The following is a 14171-nucleotide window of genomic DNA, read 5'->3' on the forward strand; positions in this document are numbered from 1 at the left end:
GGGGCAGTAACAAGCATGAAAGCTATAAAAGCAACAAAGCTTTGGGATCACGAGCAAATGACAAGTCAAGAATCGCCAGATTTTCACCAAGAAATCCTGTTGGAAAGGTATCAAGTGCAACAGGAACTAGGCAAAAAAGCCGGACGGCGATCGCTGCTAACTCGTGACTTACAAACTCTAGAATTAGTAGTAGTCAAAATACTGTCCTTTGGTAATGAATTTGAATGGAACGATCTCAAATTGTTTGAACGGGAAGCTGAAACTCTCAAAGCACTTTCCCACCCAGCCATTCCCCGCTACCTTAACTACTTTGAGCTAGATTCACCCAACAGCAGAGGATTTGCACTCGTACAAAGTTATATCCCAGCCCAATCTCTAGAAGCACAACTTAAAGCTGGGCGTAGTTTCAGTGAAGAAGAAGTCAAAGAACTAGCAAAAGCGATTCTAGAAATTCTCAAATATCTGCATGGCCGTCAACCGCCCGTGATTCATCGTGACATCAAGCCAAGCAATATTCTATTAACAAATCGCTCTGGCAATAGTGTGGGTGAAGTGTACTTGGTAGATTTTGGTTCAGTGCAAACCATCGCCAGAAGAAGTAGCACTATGACAGTTGTGGGAAGTTACGGCTATATGCCACCAGAACAATTTAATGGTAGAGCTACTCGTGCTTCTGACCTTTACAGCTTGGGAGCAACTTTAATTTATTTAGTTACAGGTCAACATCCAGGCGATTTACCGCAAACAGACCTACGAATTGAATTTGAACAGGCTGCTAATATTAGCTTTAGCTTCAAGAATTGGTTAAGCCAGATGACAGAACCTATTGCGAGTCAACGTTTCGCCTCTGTTGAAAGCGCTTTGCAAGCTTTAGATCAACCTGGAAATGCAACCCAGACTCAGAGAAGAACTATTAATTCAAACCCAATAAAACCTCCTGGTTGTAAAGTTGTTTTAAATAAAAGTGCTGATTTTATAGAAGTTATTGTTCCAGGGAGCGGATTTTTTACCAAAAAAGTGTACGTATTATTACTTTTTATAATTTGTCTTCCTATTTTATCTATGCCTGCTATTATTACTTTTATAATTACTGCGATTGACACCTCTTATTCATCTAATTATTATATGCTATGCTTTTTCGCAGTTGTACTTATATTATCTACAATTATACTTGTTGCAAAATGGGTATGGGTTGTTTTACTGTTGTCATCAGGTAAATTGCGACTTCTTATCAATCAGCATCAGATTTCCTTGGCTTCTCATCTGTTTGGAATTGAGCTTCATAATCTACCTCCAAGTCCAAGAGAATATATTATTCGTTTAGAACGGATGAGAGAAAGTTACAATTCTGCTGGCTTGATAATCTGGGCAGGACTACGAAAGTATAGGTTTTTATATGAGGGAGAATTTTTTACTCTCACTCCTCCAGAACTTGACTGGCTAGCTTATGAACTTAGTGATTGGCTTGACTTAGCAATTACTAAAGAGTAAATTTCGTCAGGTGCATTGCACTTTATTGACGTACCGTTTTAACATTAATCACAAACTAAATTCTGCTGCGCCATCCTCATCGACATCTGCATCCTTACCCATAGCAGTAGGTTTAAATTTAGAACCATGAATTAATTCACCAAACGCAATTCCCGGATTTTGGTGAAGAATATTCAGCACACTCATAAAATCTCGCACAATTTCCCCTGGTGTCAGTAATGCTTCTGCACCCAAACGATTAATAATTTCTTGCACAAACTCTTTCAATTCACGATTTGTCAAAGTCTGTTCATACCCAAAATTGAGTGCATGAATCTCAGCTAAACGTTGCAGAAGCGTTAATATTTCTGCTTCACTTAACGGGTTCAACCGAATAACTGGCCCTAAATGTTCCTGAACATTAGCTTGGGCAACAAAACGACTTTCTTTTGTGCGTCTTTGCCAAGCTTGGTCTGCAAAAAGTCCGCGTTTGGGGTCTTCTAAAAATTTAGTTGTTCCACCAACAACAATGCCAAGATGTTCTGCTTTACACTGCATAGTATCGTTAAACATTGCCAGGAGTCGATTATAATTCTTTTCCCGCGTGACTGTAGTAGATATTTGATATAAATGTACGGCTTCATCAACTAAAATTAACAGTCCTTTATAACCAATTTCAGCTACAAATTTCGCAAACAGTTTTATATAGTCATACCAACTATCATCATCAATAATAACGCGCACTCCTAAAGCTGCTTTCGCCTCAACTTTAGTAGTAAATTCTCCCCGCAGCCAGCGCATTGCTGCATTTTTTAAATTATCATCATCCATTCGGTAGCCACGCCAATAAGCGATAATCACGCTACCAAAATCAAAACCGTGAACTAAATCTTCAATATACTGAACTACTTCCCTTATTTTCGATTCAACTTGGTCATCAAAACCATCGTCATTGGGACGCATTTCAGTTTCTTTAACCACATCTTGTTGAATTTTATTAATCCATCCTTCTAAAATCGAGACTAAAGCACCACCATCAGGACGAGTTTTTGTAGCTAGGTGGCTCATTAATTCTCGATAAGTCGCTACACCTTCATTGTTACTTCCAGCTAATCGGCGTTCCGGGGATAAATCAGCATCAGCTACTACAAAACCTTGTTCCATAGCGCGGTTGCGAATTAGTTGCAGTATAAAACTTTTCCCAGAACCGTAATTACCAATTATAAAGCGAAATGCTGCTACACCTTCTGCAATATCATCGAGATTTTGTAATAGGCTTTTTAGTTCTTTGTCTCGACCTACTGCGATATATTCAACTCCTACTCTTGGTACTACCCCCGCACCAAGGGAATTGATTAAAGCAGTGGAGATTTTTTTCGAGATTTTGAGCTTTGCCATGTATTACACTTCACTTTATTCTAAACACAGAAGCACACAGTAAAAATGTCCCTATACGTGGCGAATAGAATTTGCGGCTATACAAACAAAACCCACTTTTGTGGGTTTCAAATTTCCAAGAGTCCGCGCAGCCGCGATTTCTAATTGCCAGGTATATTTACAAAGGTGATATATTCGCGTAGGTTAAGGTACATATTCACATTACTACTAAATCTGACGATGGCAATAATAATTTAATTTGACGAAGCATGTCTAGCCATAAGGTCTTCATACGTTGCAATCATTTTCCTGATATGGGTTATATGCTCCTGATAAACTTTTGGATTTTCCGAATCTGTATTAATTATTAATTCACCAATAGTATCATTTGCTCGTTCATTTATAGAATCGATTAATAGATTCGGCATAGTGATGTTTGCTTCGGCAATTTTTTTAATATCACCATTGGGATTATCTTGTTCAACTATAGCTTTTAAGACTTGTAACTCATGTCCTGGGATATTTTCTAGAAAATCAGCCCATTCTTCGGGTATATTCTCCGATGTCTCAGCATCCGAAGTTTTAATGACGGCTGAAGTTTCAATTATTTCAGAAAAAGGAAACAATTCAATATCATCTTCTGGGGAATTTTCAGTAAAAGGCTCTGAATTAAATGTTTCTACTTGTTGTAGTAATTCCCATACTTGATTTTGCAATGAGTCTCGTTCTTCTTGCAATAACGAAACTTGCCCTTGCAACTGCTGTAATTCGGCTTTTTGTTCTGCTATTTGGGTTTGTGAAGAATTCAGGATAGCTTGGATATTTTCTCTTTCAGTTTTCGTTGCTACAAGCAATTGATTTTTTTGGGTTGTCTCAACTTCTAGCTCTTGAATTGCAATTCGCAATTCGTATAGTTTTTCTTCTAATTGGGGTTTGAGTCTGCCTAAAAGAGTTAAATTACTTTCAACTTCTTGTTTCTGCTGCTGGAGTTCAGAAATTTGACTTTGCAACTGAGTGATTTCAGCACGAGACACATTACAATTAGATTCTAGACGACGCTTCTCTGCTGTGAGGATAGAAAAAGCATTGTTCAATTCGGTTTGATTTTCCTGCAAGTTATCAATTTCAGTTTGCAGACTATTGATTTCATTTTCTAGCTGCTTTTTTTGTCCGGCAAATGTTCTTAACTCTCGATGTAGACTATCTCTTTGATTACGGCTTTCTGTAACTTGATTTTGCAGATGTTGTGATTCGGCATATAATAAATTATGATGTTCTTCGATTTGATTTATTTCTCTGACTACACGAGCTTTTAATCCCTCCATATCTTTAATTCGCTTGCGGAGAGAACCTAAAACAAACATTTCATAATTTCTGCGTCGCTTATCTACGAAGACTGCTGCTGCATAGATAGTTGCGGCAGTAATTACACTGGTGAGAAAGGCTTTATTAAAATCCCAGCTTGGGACAAGGCTAAGTCCAAAACTCACACTAAAGGCAACTATCACTAGTATAAATCGATTGCTGATCATTACTGATTGCATATTGCTGGTTTTTAGCGTAGTGAAATTATCAGAATAAGTAGTTCTTAAGGTCATTACCCCTCTCATAGTCATTCTTAAATATCTCGTTTGAGTTACTGGTACATAACCATAACATTGTTCTGTAAATAACCAAGAAGTGCAACGATCAATGAGTTAATTTTAATGTTAGATGTTGGGTGTATTTTTATTTGCATGAAAAAGTGTTAAATCTGCTTTGAGAAAATCAATAAACTGCCGTGCTGTACGTCCAGAACGACCATTATGGCGAGTTGCCCATTGTAATGCTTGAAATTCCAAATCTTCTTGGGTAATGTTAATTTCAGCTTGGGCGGCTAGATGTTGTACAATTTTCAAATAAGTTTTTTGATTGGCTGGTTCAAAGGTCAAGGTTAAACCAAAGCGATCGCTAAACGAAAGCTTCTCCTGCATCGTATCCCAAGCATGGATTTCTTCGTTATCCTTAGGTGCAGGTCTATCCACAAAAAACTCGCGAATCAGGTGGCGGCGATTGGAAGTAGCGTATACCACTACATTTTTAGGCCGTGCGGTTAAATTACCTTCTAAAACTACCTTGAGAGCTTTAAAAGCATCATCATCTTCTTCAAAGGAAAGGTCATCGACAAAAATAATAAATTTTTGTGACACATCTCGTAAATGTTCCACGATTTTTGGTAGGTCTTTTAAATCAGATTTTGCCACTTCCAACAAGCGGAGGCTGCGATTGCTATATTCATTCAACAAAGATTTCACCAAAGAAGATTTGCCAGAACCCCGACTACCGTAAAGTAATACGTGGAGTGCCATCTCTCCTGATAATAAAAACTCTGTATTTTTGAGCAAAGCATCTCTTTGAGACTCGTAACCGACAAGGGCACTCAGCTTAATTGGGTCAGAATACCGAATACCGATAAACTGACCAGCTTGCCAGCGTAAAGCGCGATATTCTGCAAATAAACCAGAGCCACATTGCCGATAATAAGCTGCTAACTCTTCTACAGCATCACCCCAATTATCTAACTCTTGTAGATATGTAGCGAACTTTGTCTCTACTCCTACCAATTCTTGCTCTTTATACCACACTACTGGTGAAATCGGCATGTGAGCAACGCCTTGTACCCACTCGCTTAAAGAAGCGCTGCTACATTCATAGAGACTTTGCAATACTTGTAAATCATGGTGAACTGCTGCAACTATTGCTGGGGGCAAATCTTCAAATCCTCGCTGTTGGGCCAACCTTGTAAAAGGATTCTCAGAGAAGAGAAGTTGAGTAATTAAATAATCTTCCCAGTTTTGATTTCTAGCAGCCAAAGCGTGGAAGTAACTGCCGTAGGCTTGGAGACAACCCCTTGCATCGGCTTCAGTGTAACGTATAGCTTGCAACAGTTCCAGAAATGCCATCCCCACTTCGCTTTGGAGAACAGACTGGTACAGTAAAAGTGAGGCTGCTTGGCGCTGGAGATGTTGAACCTTTGTATATGAGGAAGTACTTGCCATTGGCATCGCTTGATTATCTATCAATCAATTGTGTGGTATAGCTAAATAGCTATGGTAAATTGTCTGCTGACGCTGGTAGTAAAGTCAAAGTCTATAGATGTTTTAACAATGAATTTAGGTATAGTTGCTGCTTTTGCCTACGGCATTTTAGCGATTCTTGGTGGCATTATTGGCTACATTCAGGCTACAAGTATAGTTTCACTCCTAAGTGGTAGTATTAGTGGTTTATTACTAATAATTGCCGCTTTTTTTCAACTCCAAGGGCATACCTGGGGTTCGATTTTAGCAGTATTAGTTACTGCTATTTTAGTAGTCTTCTTTGCATTTCGATTGGCAAAAACACGCAAGTTTATGCCTGCGGGATTAATGACGATTTTGGGTATGCTGGCATTGGCGGTGATGGCGAATCAAATGGTGGAACGTTTGCCCAAAGGTGGGGGGAAGTTGGTTTTGTTCTTCAACCATCTTCAGGAATAAGCAGATAGGTAAGCTGTTCTACATAGTCACTGTAGCTAACCCCGTCATTGCAGAGGACGTTGCAGTAATTCCAGAGTTTTTGAACGATGGTTGAGGATTTGTTAGCTATTGAATGATGCTACAGGTAGTTTCGTAACGAAGAATTATATATTTTTGTGATGGCGATCGCGGTGAAGACAGTCTCAAATTAATATTCGGTTGCTCAATTCCAGCCTCACCTATTGTCTACCTGATGAATGCATCGCTGCGAAAAATCCCAAAGCTTGAGTATATTACAGTGATTAGGTGTATTTTTTCGAGAATGCTTGAGAAAGTATAAAATAAAACTTTTTTTGACGGTATATCATTTCTAATAGTGATTAACCCTTAGTTAGCAAGATAGCTCTGTGCTTTCGGAGTATCCTAATGAGTTTCATTAACCTGGATCTGGTCTTTAACGCCATTACTGGCATCGCCAAGCCTTTGATTAAAGAAAAAATTCTGCGTAGTGAGATTGTAATTAAGTTACTCCAGCAATTTAACCTAGATCCAGAACATCCACCTGCTGATTTTAGTGGTGTTTACGCTTACGCCTTAGTAGAATACGGCGTAGGCAAACCAAAACCATTGCTGGAATTATTCCGACAAGAAGCAATTAAACAAGCTTTTCGCACAGCATTAGGCCACAATAACCCCTCAATTTTGCTTTCTGAGGTTGATGCTTTTCTCGATGCCTATACATTGGGCGATGATATCAGAGGTTTGGAACTTGATGTCAGGCGAGAAGTAGCTGAATTTGCGACGGTATTTATCGAAGTTGCTAAACGCACTCGCACACCTGCTGATGTTCTGCTGAATCAGAAAATTGGTTCTCTACATAAAAGGATTGCCAGTATCCAAGAACAACTGGAAAGATTGCCGACGTTGGAGGGAATTCGGACAGAAATAGCAAGGTTGGCAGTAGATAATTATCCCACACTACCCCCAAGTTTAACTGAAAACCAATGTAGAGCGATCGCACTTGCCCAACAGATGCGAGGATGGTTTGAAACCTTGGGCTATGACTTTGAAAAGTACGAAATCTGGGCAGAGGAATATTTTGAATGGATAATTCAGATTCCGGTACGTCGCAGCTATGACCGCATTCTTATACGTGGCGTTGCTGGAGAAATTGGACTGAGTGATGTCATGGCGTTGCGTTCCTCAGTTGAGGCGCAAAAAACTGATGAAGGATGGTTAGTAACTACCCGCCGCATTTCCCGCGCAGCAAGGGATGAAGTTAAGAAAGAGGAAAATCGTCATCTTGATTGTTTCACTTTTGACGAACTAATTGACTTAGATGCAGACTTTAATGGGTATCTTGACTGGTTAGAATCCCAAATCAAACGCCGTAAAATTGATACCAAGTATGTGCCGCTTGCTTGTACAAAAGAAGAAATTGACCCGGTGACTAAGCAGCGAATTGGAGTAAGTCGTTATGAGGAAGAAGACGGCTGGATTGATGGCTATATTGACTTGTGGCTTGATGACCCTGCAAAAGAGCATATTTCCATTCTGGGAGAATTTGGTACAGGTAAAACTTGGTTTGTCTTTCACTATGCTTGGACTGCACTGCAACGCTACCGTGATGCCCAAAAACGTGGTGTTGAACGTCCCCGTCTTCCTTTAGTAATTACCTTGCGTGACTTTGCCAAAGCGCTAAATGTGGAGAATGTTTTGGCAGGTTTCTTTTTTACCCAACACAATATCCGCTTAAATAGCGAAGTTTTTGACCAACTCAATCGCATGGGTAAGTTGTTGCTAATTTTCGATGGCTTTGACGAAATGGCAGCAAAAGTTGATCGTCAACAGATGATTAACAACTTCTGGGAACTGGCAAAGGTGGTAGTTCCTGGCTCTAAAGTCATCCTTACCTGTCGTACTGAGCATTTCCCAGAGGCGAAAGAAGGACGTGCTTTACTAAATGCAGAATTGCAAGCTTCAACTAAAAAATTAACTGGCGAGACACCACAATTTGAAGTTTTGGAATTGGAGAAATTTAACGATGAGCAAATTCGGCAGGTGCTTTCATCCCAAGCTGAAGCCGCGACAGTTGAACAAGTAATCGGCAATCCGCAATTATTAGACTTAGCCCGTCGTCCAGTGATGACTGATTTAATCTTAGAAGCATTGCCAGATATTGAAGCAGGTAAACCTGTGGATATGTCACGGGTTTATCTGTATGCAGTGCGGCGCAAGATGGAACGGGATATCAAAGCAGAACGTACTTTTACTTCTTTGGCAGATAAACTGTACTTCTTGTGCGAACTTTCCTGGGAAATGCTATCTACTGACCAAATGAGTCTAAATTATCGACTGTTCCCAGAACGTATCCGCCGCTTATTTGGTTCTAGTGTTCAAGAAGAGAAGGATTTAGATCATTGGCATTATGACATGATGGCGCAGACAATGCTTGTCCGTAATGCTGATGGTGATTATACTCCCGCGCATAGATCGCTGTTAGAGTTTTTTGTGGCGTATAAATTCGCCGCCGAGTTGGGGGCATTAGCTAGCGATTTTACTGAATTAGCCCAAGCACAGCCAGGTTTGGATAACAGCGCAGCGCCTATTGACTATACTTGGTCTGATTATTTTTCGCGTTATGGAAGTAATGAGGCGATGCCTTCGGCAACCCCTTTGGGGAACGCACCACTAAAGACATTTACAAGTGAGTCTTTTGAGAAGTTGAGGCAGACTTTTGGGCGATCATTACTGACGAAAGCGGTAATTGATTTGCTTGTGCCGATGTTAAGTAATAAAGGCTCTCTGATTAGTGTTATTGAATTGACACGAGGTCAAAGTGAGGATGAAGTGGGTTATGTTGGCGGGAATGCGGCAACGTTGGCTGTGAAAGTTGATAAGTGGGCATTGGAAGGAAAAGATTTTAGTGGATCTGTGATTAAGGGGGCTGACTTTAGTAATGCTTTTTTGTGGCGGATCAAATTGCCTAAAGCAAATCTGGCTGAATGTGTTTTTACTCAAACCTTTGGTAGTATTCATTCAGTAGCATTTAGCCCCGATGGAAAAATTTTTGCAGCTAGTGACGATAATGGACAGATTCGTTTGTGGGCAGTGCTAGATGGGAAAGAAATATTAAGCTTTAAGGCACATACTTTCCGGGTCTTATCAGTTGTCTTTAGTTCCGATGGTACAACAGTAGCTAGTAGCAGCACAGACCGGACAGTACGTATATGGGATGTCAAAACTGGCAAATGCCTGAAAATTTTGCAGGGACACACGGGTTGGGTTCGTTCCGTTGTCTTTAATTCCAATGCACAAATCCTTGCTAGTGCCAGTAATGACCGAACAATACGGTTATGGGATATCAAAACTGGTGAGTGTCTAAAAATCTTAGAGGGACACACAAGTTGGATATTTTCGGTTGTCTTTAATCCCAATGCACAAATCCTTGCTAGTGCCAGTGATGATCAAACAATACGTTTATGGGATGTCAAAACTGGCGAATGCTTAAGAACTTTTCAAGGACATACTAAAAGGGTAATGTCAGTTGTTTGGAGTTTAAATACTGCTGTTTTTGCTAGTGGTAGCGATGATGATAGTATTCGTTTATGGTCTGTCAATACGGGCGAATGCCTGAGAACTTTACAAACTAATAGTAATGGAGTACGGTCAGTAACCTTCAGTCATGATGGTAAAATTCTTGCCAGCGCAGGTTATGATGCGACAGTAAAATTTTGGTATGTTCACACAGGTCAATGCTTAAAAATTTTACAAGGACATTCTCAATCGATTGAATCTATTGCTTTTAGTCCTGACAACCAGATACTTGTTAGTGGTGGCTATGACCAAACAGTTAGGTTATGGAATACTACTGATGGTAAGTGCCTCAAAACTTTGCAGGGATATAGTATCAATTGGGTATGGTCAGTCGCCTTTAGTCCTAGCGGTAAAATTCTTGCTAGCGGTAGCCAGGATAACGTTGTGAGATTATGGAATGTGACTACAGGCGAATGCCTTCAAACTTTACTGGGTCATACTAGTAGGGTATGGTCAGTTAGTTTCAATCCTCAAGGCAATATTCTTGCTAGTAATAGTGAGGATGAAAGTATTAAATTATGGAATGTGACCACAGGTGAATGCCTTCAAACATTTACAGGAGTTAATAGTTATAATCGTCGGGTTAGGTCAATTTGCTTCAGTCCTGATGGCAAAATCATTGCTAGTGGCAGTGCTAACAAAACAGTGAAATTATCGAATGTTACTGACGGTAATTGCTTGCAAACTCTGGACGGGCACACTAAAGCAGTACAATCATTAGCCTTCAGTCCTGATGGCAAAATACTTGTCAGCTGTAGTGATGATTCAACATTAAGAATATGGAATGTTAGTACATCTGAATGTATACAAACTTTGCAAGGTCATACAGATGAAGTACTTTCAGTTGCATTTAGCTCTAATGGGAAAATCGTTGCTAGTGGTAGCTATGAAGGAACAATAAAGCTATGGGATATCAGCACAGGTAATTGCATAAAAACTTTCCCACAAGACACTGGAGCTATCGAATCAATTGCTTTTAGCCCTAATGCTACAATTCTGCTTAGTTGCAGTACTGATCAAACTATCAAGTTATGGGATATCACTACAGGTAAGTGTTTGAAAACCTTACAAGGGCATCTTGGTGCAGTATGGTCAGTCGCCATCAGTCCACTAGGTACGACTATAGCTAGTTGTAGCCAAGATGAGACAATTAAGTTGTGGGATTTTGACACAGGTGAGTGCCTAAAAACTTTGAGGGTTGAAAGACCCTATGAAGATATGAACATCACAGGTGTTACAGGTTTAACCTCAACCGAAAAGGACTCGCTCAAAGCATTAGGTGCGGTGGAAGATAGAGAATAAATCTGGAACGATATGCAAGCTATGTTGAGGCGATCGCACTACCTATCCCTTTACACTAAATATAGTAATAGCAATCGCATTCCCAATTCTGGCACGTTTGTAATGTGCGCGCGATTAACTATTATTTGTATTGGACGACCAACTTTTGAAGTTAACTCCGAGATGATATCAGAGAATGTCTTCAGCTAGTTCATGATACTCGTATGCCACTGGAATTTTAAGAAAGTATTTGCTTGGCACAAATCATTGCACTTTTTTGATAGAAGGTGAACCAAAAGTTGTCAATCACTTTCGGGAACTAAGTAAGGTTACACTGGCCACCAGTACCGCAAGGCGGAATTCAAAATTCAAAATGAATGCAGCGTAAGCGTTTCATCGATTTTGAATGGGTGGTTTATTTACGCCGTGTTGTACTAGTCCTATTGTTGCAGGTGAACTCAGATTCAGTTTTAGCTTATAAGGTGTAAAATTGGCATTGTCCGCCTTACTTATAAAACTGTGAGGTTTTTCGTGCTGACACTTCATCACGCGTCCATTTCTCCCAACTCGCGTCGCGTCTGGATTACTCTACTGGAAAAAGGACTTGAATTTGAATTGGTAGAGATAAAGCTGGATGGAGATCAGTTTAAACCGGAGTTTTTGACAATTAACCCTTTCCATCATATTCCAGTGTTGGTGGATGATGGCTTTAATGTAGTGGAATCCTTAGCAATTTTGGACTATTTAGAGATAAGATATCCAACACCTGCGATGTTGCCTAAAGATGCCAAGGATTTAGCGATCGCACGTATGGTACAACTAGTAACTGTGAATGAGCTTTTGCCCGCAACCAGCACATTTTTACCTCAGTATCTAGGCTTGCCTGGAGGAGATCCAGAAAAAATCGAGAAGGCACTGCATAAAATTGCCACAGTGCTGAAGTTTTTTGAAAATTTATTAGACGATCGCCCTTACTTTGCTAGTCACAACCTCACTCTTGCTGAAATTGTGGCTGGAACTGTAGTAAATGTGCTGCCAAGTGTAGGCATTTCCTTAAGTGAATATCCAAAATTAAATGCTTGGTGCGATCGCTTAGTGGCACGTCCATCGTGGCAAGCTACCGAGGCTACACCGGAGGCAATAGAAGCGTTTAAGTCCATTTTGGTAGCGAGAATGGCGCAGTAAATTCATACCTAATGAATTTAGAGACGCGAAGTTGCACATTTATGCAGCTACGCTTACGCGTCTCTACAATCCAAAATATTCACAGCCTGACTTGATTCAAATGACTACGGGGATTATAAGTACGTATAGCCCGGATTTTTTCATAATATTCCCGCTCTTGTGGGTTGAGTTCTTTTGGTGGCACGATCGCCACTTTCACCAACTGATCGCCGCGTCCACCCTTAGCTAGAGGCCAACCTTTGCCACGCAAACGCAGAGATTGACCAGAACGTACTCCTGCTGGTAGCTTAACATTAACTGAACCATCGGGAGTGGGTACATCAATAGACGCTCCCAGAGTAGCTTCATCTGGTGTGATTGCCACTTCGCAAACCAAGTTATCGCCTTCCATTTGGAAAAACGAGTGCGGCTGAAGTTCGACTTTTAAGTATAAATCCCCGCGTTGCTTAGTCATGGGGTTAATTTGACCTTTCCCTCGCACGCGCAAGCGAGTACCAGTTTTAGCCCCAGATGGGATGCGGACATCTATTGTTTCGTTACCCAGACTAAAGCGTTTTTGCACACCATTAAATGCTTCAGCAAGAGTTAGAGCGATCGCAGCTTCACTATCTTGGCTAGTACCCGCACCTGCATCTTGAAACCCAAAATCGTTAAAACCGCCAAAACCACTTGGCGCGCCTGTAGGAGGGCGGTAAGAGTAACTTTGTTGCCCACCGCGAGGTGCAGCACCACCAAAACGTCCTAGCAACTCATTGATGAACTCATCAAAATTTCCGTATTGACTGAAGTCAAAGTTACCCATATCGGCACCAACACCGCCAGATGGGAAACCTTCACCAGCTTGTTTCCAATATTGACCGAATTGGTCGTATTTTTTGCGTTTATCTGGGTCTGACACAACCTCGTAGGCTTCACTAACTTCTTTGAAGCGTGCCTCTGCCTGTTTGTTGTTTGGGTTGACATCAGGATGATATTTGCGGGCTAATTTACGAAAGGCTTGTTTAATTTCCTCTGGACTAGCAGTCTTACTGACTCCCAAAATAGCGTAATAGTCCTTGAAGTCGGTTGCAGCCATCTACTAGCCTCCTATAGAAATTCCCATTATGTTTTTTTTTAAGATGTTTAATTTGCCTGGTTATAGTGCCAAGCAAAAATAATCTGATTTTAAGTTAACAAAAAATATATAAAATCAAGTGTGGTTCTCGCTCACCAAGCGATCGCAATTTCCGTACTCCGATTTTTCTGATCGGCGGATCAGGTTGTCTAGTCCTTCTTCCAGCCTTGGGGGAGCATCCCGGAGTTGACGGTGCATCCGCAAAATAACTTCTTCAGGAACCTGGCGCGATCGCCTTTTATTCCGTGCCAAACACAGCCAAACTGGTGTATCTACCCAAATTCCCGTAATGTGGGTAAAGCCCAAGTCACGAGCTAAGGCAATAACTTCACGGCGATGTTGGCGCTGGGCATTAGTGGCATCGAAAATAGCTCTATTTTCGGTGGAAAGAGCTTGCTGAAATTGCCGCTGAATTTCGCCCCAAATCAGCAGCCATGACCCCTGAATGGCTTGGGAACCGAACAATTGCCCCCGAATGGCATCTGTAGAAATCACGGGCATCTGGGGGCATTCTGCCAGTAATTGTTTTGCCAAAGTTGACTTACCGCTACCTGGAAGACCAATCAACAAAAAAAGTGAGGAGTGAGAAGTTAAGAGTGAGGAGTTAGAAGTTAAAAGTGAAGAGTGATTGGAAGTTTTATTCATAACTCATA

The 14171-nt window shown here is 40.8% G+C and carries 9 protein-coding genes; 4 read left to right on the forward strand and 5 right to left on the reverse strand.

The features are described from left to right. Positions 1-15: 15 nt before the first annotated feature. The gene (locus tag FD723_RS06985; protein ID WP_372743790.1) at positions 16-1491 is read left to right on the forward strand and encodes a serine/threonine protein kinase; all 1476 of its coding nucleotides are present in this window, start codon (positions 16-18) and stop codon (positions 1489-1491) included. A 48-nt stretch (positions 1492-1539) separates the two neighbouring features. On the opposite strand, the gene FD723_RS06990 is transcribed toward FD723_RS06985, so the two are convergent. The 3 genes from FD723_RS06990 to FD723_RS07000 all read right to left on the reverse strand — a co-directional run bounded on the left by FD723_RS06990 (position 1540) and on the right by FD723_RS07000 (position 5891). Further along, positions 1540-2868: an ATP-binding protein gene (locus FD723_RS06990; protein ID WP_179064670.1), complete on the reverse strand. Its 1329-nt coding sequence runs from the start codon at positions 2866-2868 to the stop codon at positions 1540-1542. A 233-nt stretch (positions 2869-3101) separates the two neighbouring features. Beyond that, positions 3102-4391: a tellurite resistance TerB C-terminal domain-containing protein gene (locus FD723_RS06995; RefSeq protein WP_179064671.1), complete on the reverse strand. Its 1290-nt coding sequence runs from the start codon at positions 4389-4391 to the stop codon at positions 3102-3104. Positions 4392-4556: 165 nt separating this feature from the next. Next, complete coding sequence (locus FD723_RS07000) at positions 4557-5891, reverse strand: ATP-binding protein (RefSeq protein ID WP_179064672.1); 1335 nt, start codon at positions 5889-5891, stop codon at positions 4557-4559. A gap of 102 nt (positions 5892-5993) precedes the next feature. Here FD723_RS07000 and FD723_RS07005 point away from each other — a divergent pair, with 102 nt between their 5' ends. The 3 genes from FD723_RS07005 (at position 5994) to FD723_RS07015 (ending at position 12404) form a co-directional block, all read left to right on the forward strand. Beyond that, complete coding sequence (locus tag FD723_RS07005; protein WP_179069063.1) at positions 5994-6362, forward strand: TMEM14 family protein; 369 nt, start codon at positions 5994-5996, stop codon at positions 6360-6362. A 405-nt stretch (positions 6363-6767) separates the two neighbouring features. Then, a complete protein-coding gene (locus tag FD723_RS07010) occupies positions 6768-11240 on the forward strand; it encodes an NACHT domain-containing protein (RefSeq protein ID WP_179064673.1) in 4473 nt (1490 codons plus the stop codon). 510 nt (positions 11241-11750) lie between these two features. After that, positions 11751-12404, forward strand: coding sequence for a glutathione S-transferase family protein (locus tag FD723_RS07015; protein WP_179064674.1), 654 nt, complete (start codon positions 11751-11753; stop codon positions 12402-12404). Positions 12405-12483: 79 nt separating this feature from the next. Here FD723_RS07015 and FD723_RS07020 read toward each other — a convergent pair whose 3' ends face one another. Further along, on the reverse strand, positions 12484-13479 hold the full coding sequence (locus tag FD723_RS07020; protein ID WP_179064675.1) for a DnaJ C-terminal domain-containing protein: 996 nt from the start codon (positions 13477-13479) through the stop codon (positions 12484-12486). A 114-nt stretch (positions 13480-13593) separates the two neighbouring features. Beyond that, positions 13594-14163 (reverse strand): AAA family ATPase, encoded by a 570-nt coding sequence (locus FD723_RS07025; protein ID WP_179064676.1) that lies wholly within the window; start codon positions 14161-14163, stop codon positions 13594-13596. Positions 14164-14171 lie beyond the last annotated feature (8 nt).

This window comes from Nostoc sp. C052 (assembly GCF_013393905.1).
Lineage (GTDB): Bacteria > Cyanobacteriota > Cyanobacteriia > Cyanobacteriales > Nostocaceae > Nostoc.

Bases quoted from the DNA above. Each gene is read 5' to 3' on its own strand.
- FD723_RS06985 (WP_372743790.1), top strand. From the start codon at position 16: ATGAAAGCTATAAAAGCAACAAAGCTTTGGGATCACGAGCAAATGACA.
- FD723_RS06990 (WP_179064670.1), bottom strand. From the start codon at position 2,868: ATGGCAAAGCTCAAAATCTCGAAAAAAATCTCCACTGCTTTAATCAAT.
- FD723_RS06995 (WP_179064671.1), bottom strand. From the start codon at position 4,391: ATGCAATCAGTAATGATCAGCAATCGATTTATACTAGTGATAGTTGCC.
- FD723_RS07000 (WP_179064672.1), bottom strand. From the start codon at position 5,891: ATGCCAATGGCAAGTACTTCCTCATATACAAAGGTTCAACATCTCCAG.
- FD723_RS07005 (WP_179069063.1), top strand. From the start codon at position 5,994: ATGAATTTAGGTATAGTTGCTGCTTTTGCCTACGGCATTTTAGCGATT.
- FD723_RS07010 (WP_179064673.1), top strand. From the start codon at position 6,768: ATGAGTTTCATTAACCTGGATCTGGTCTTTAACGCCATTACTGGCATC.
- FD723_RS07020 (WP_179064675.1), bottom strand. From the start codon at position 13,479: ATGGCTGCAACCGACTTCAAGGACTATTACGCTATTTTGGGAGTCAGT.
- FD723_RS07025 (WP_179064676.1), bottom strand. From the start codon at position 14,163: ATGAATAAAACTTCCAATCACTCTTCACTTTTAACTTCTAACTCCTCA.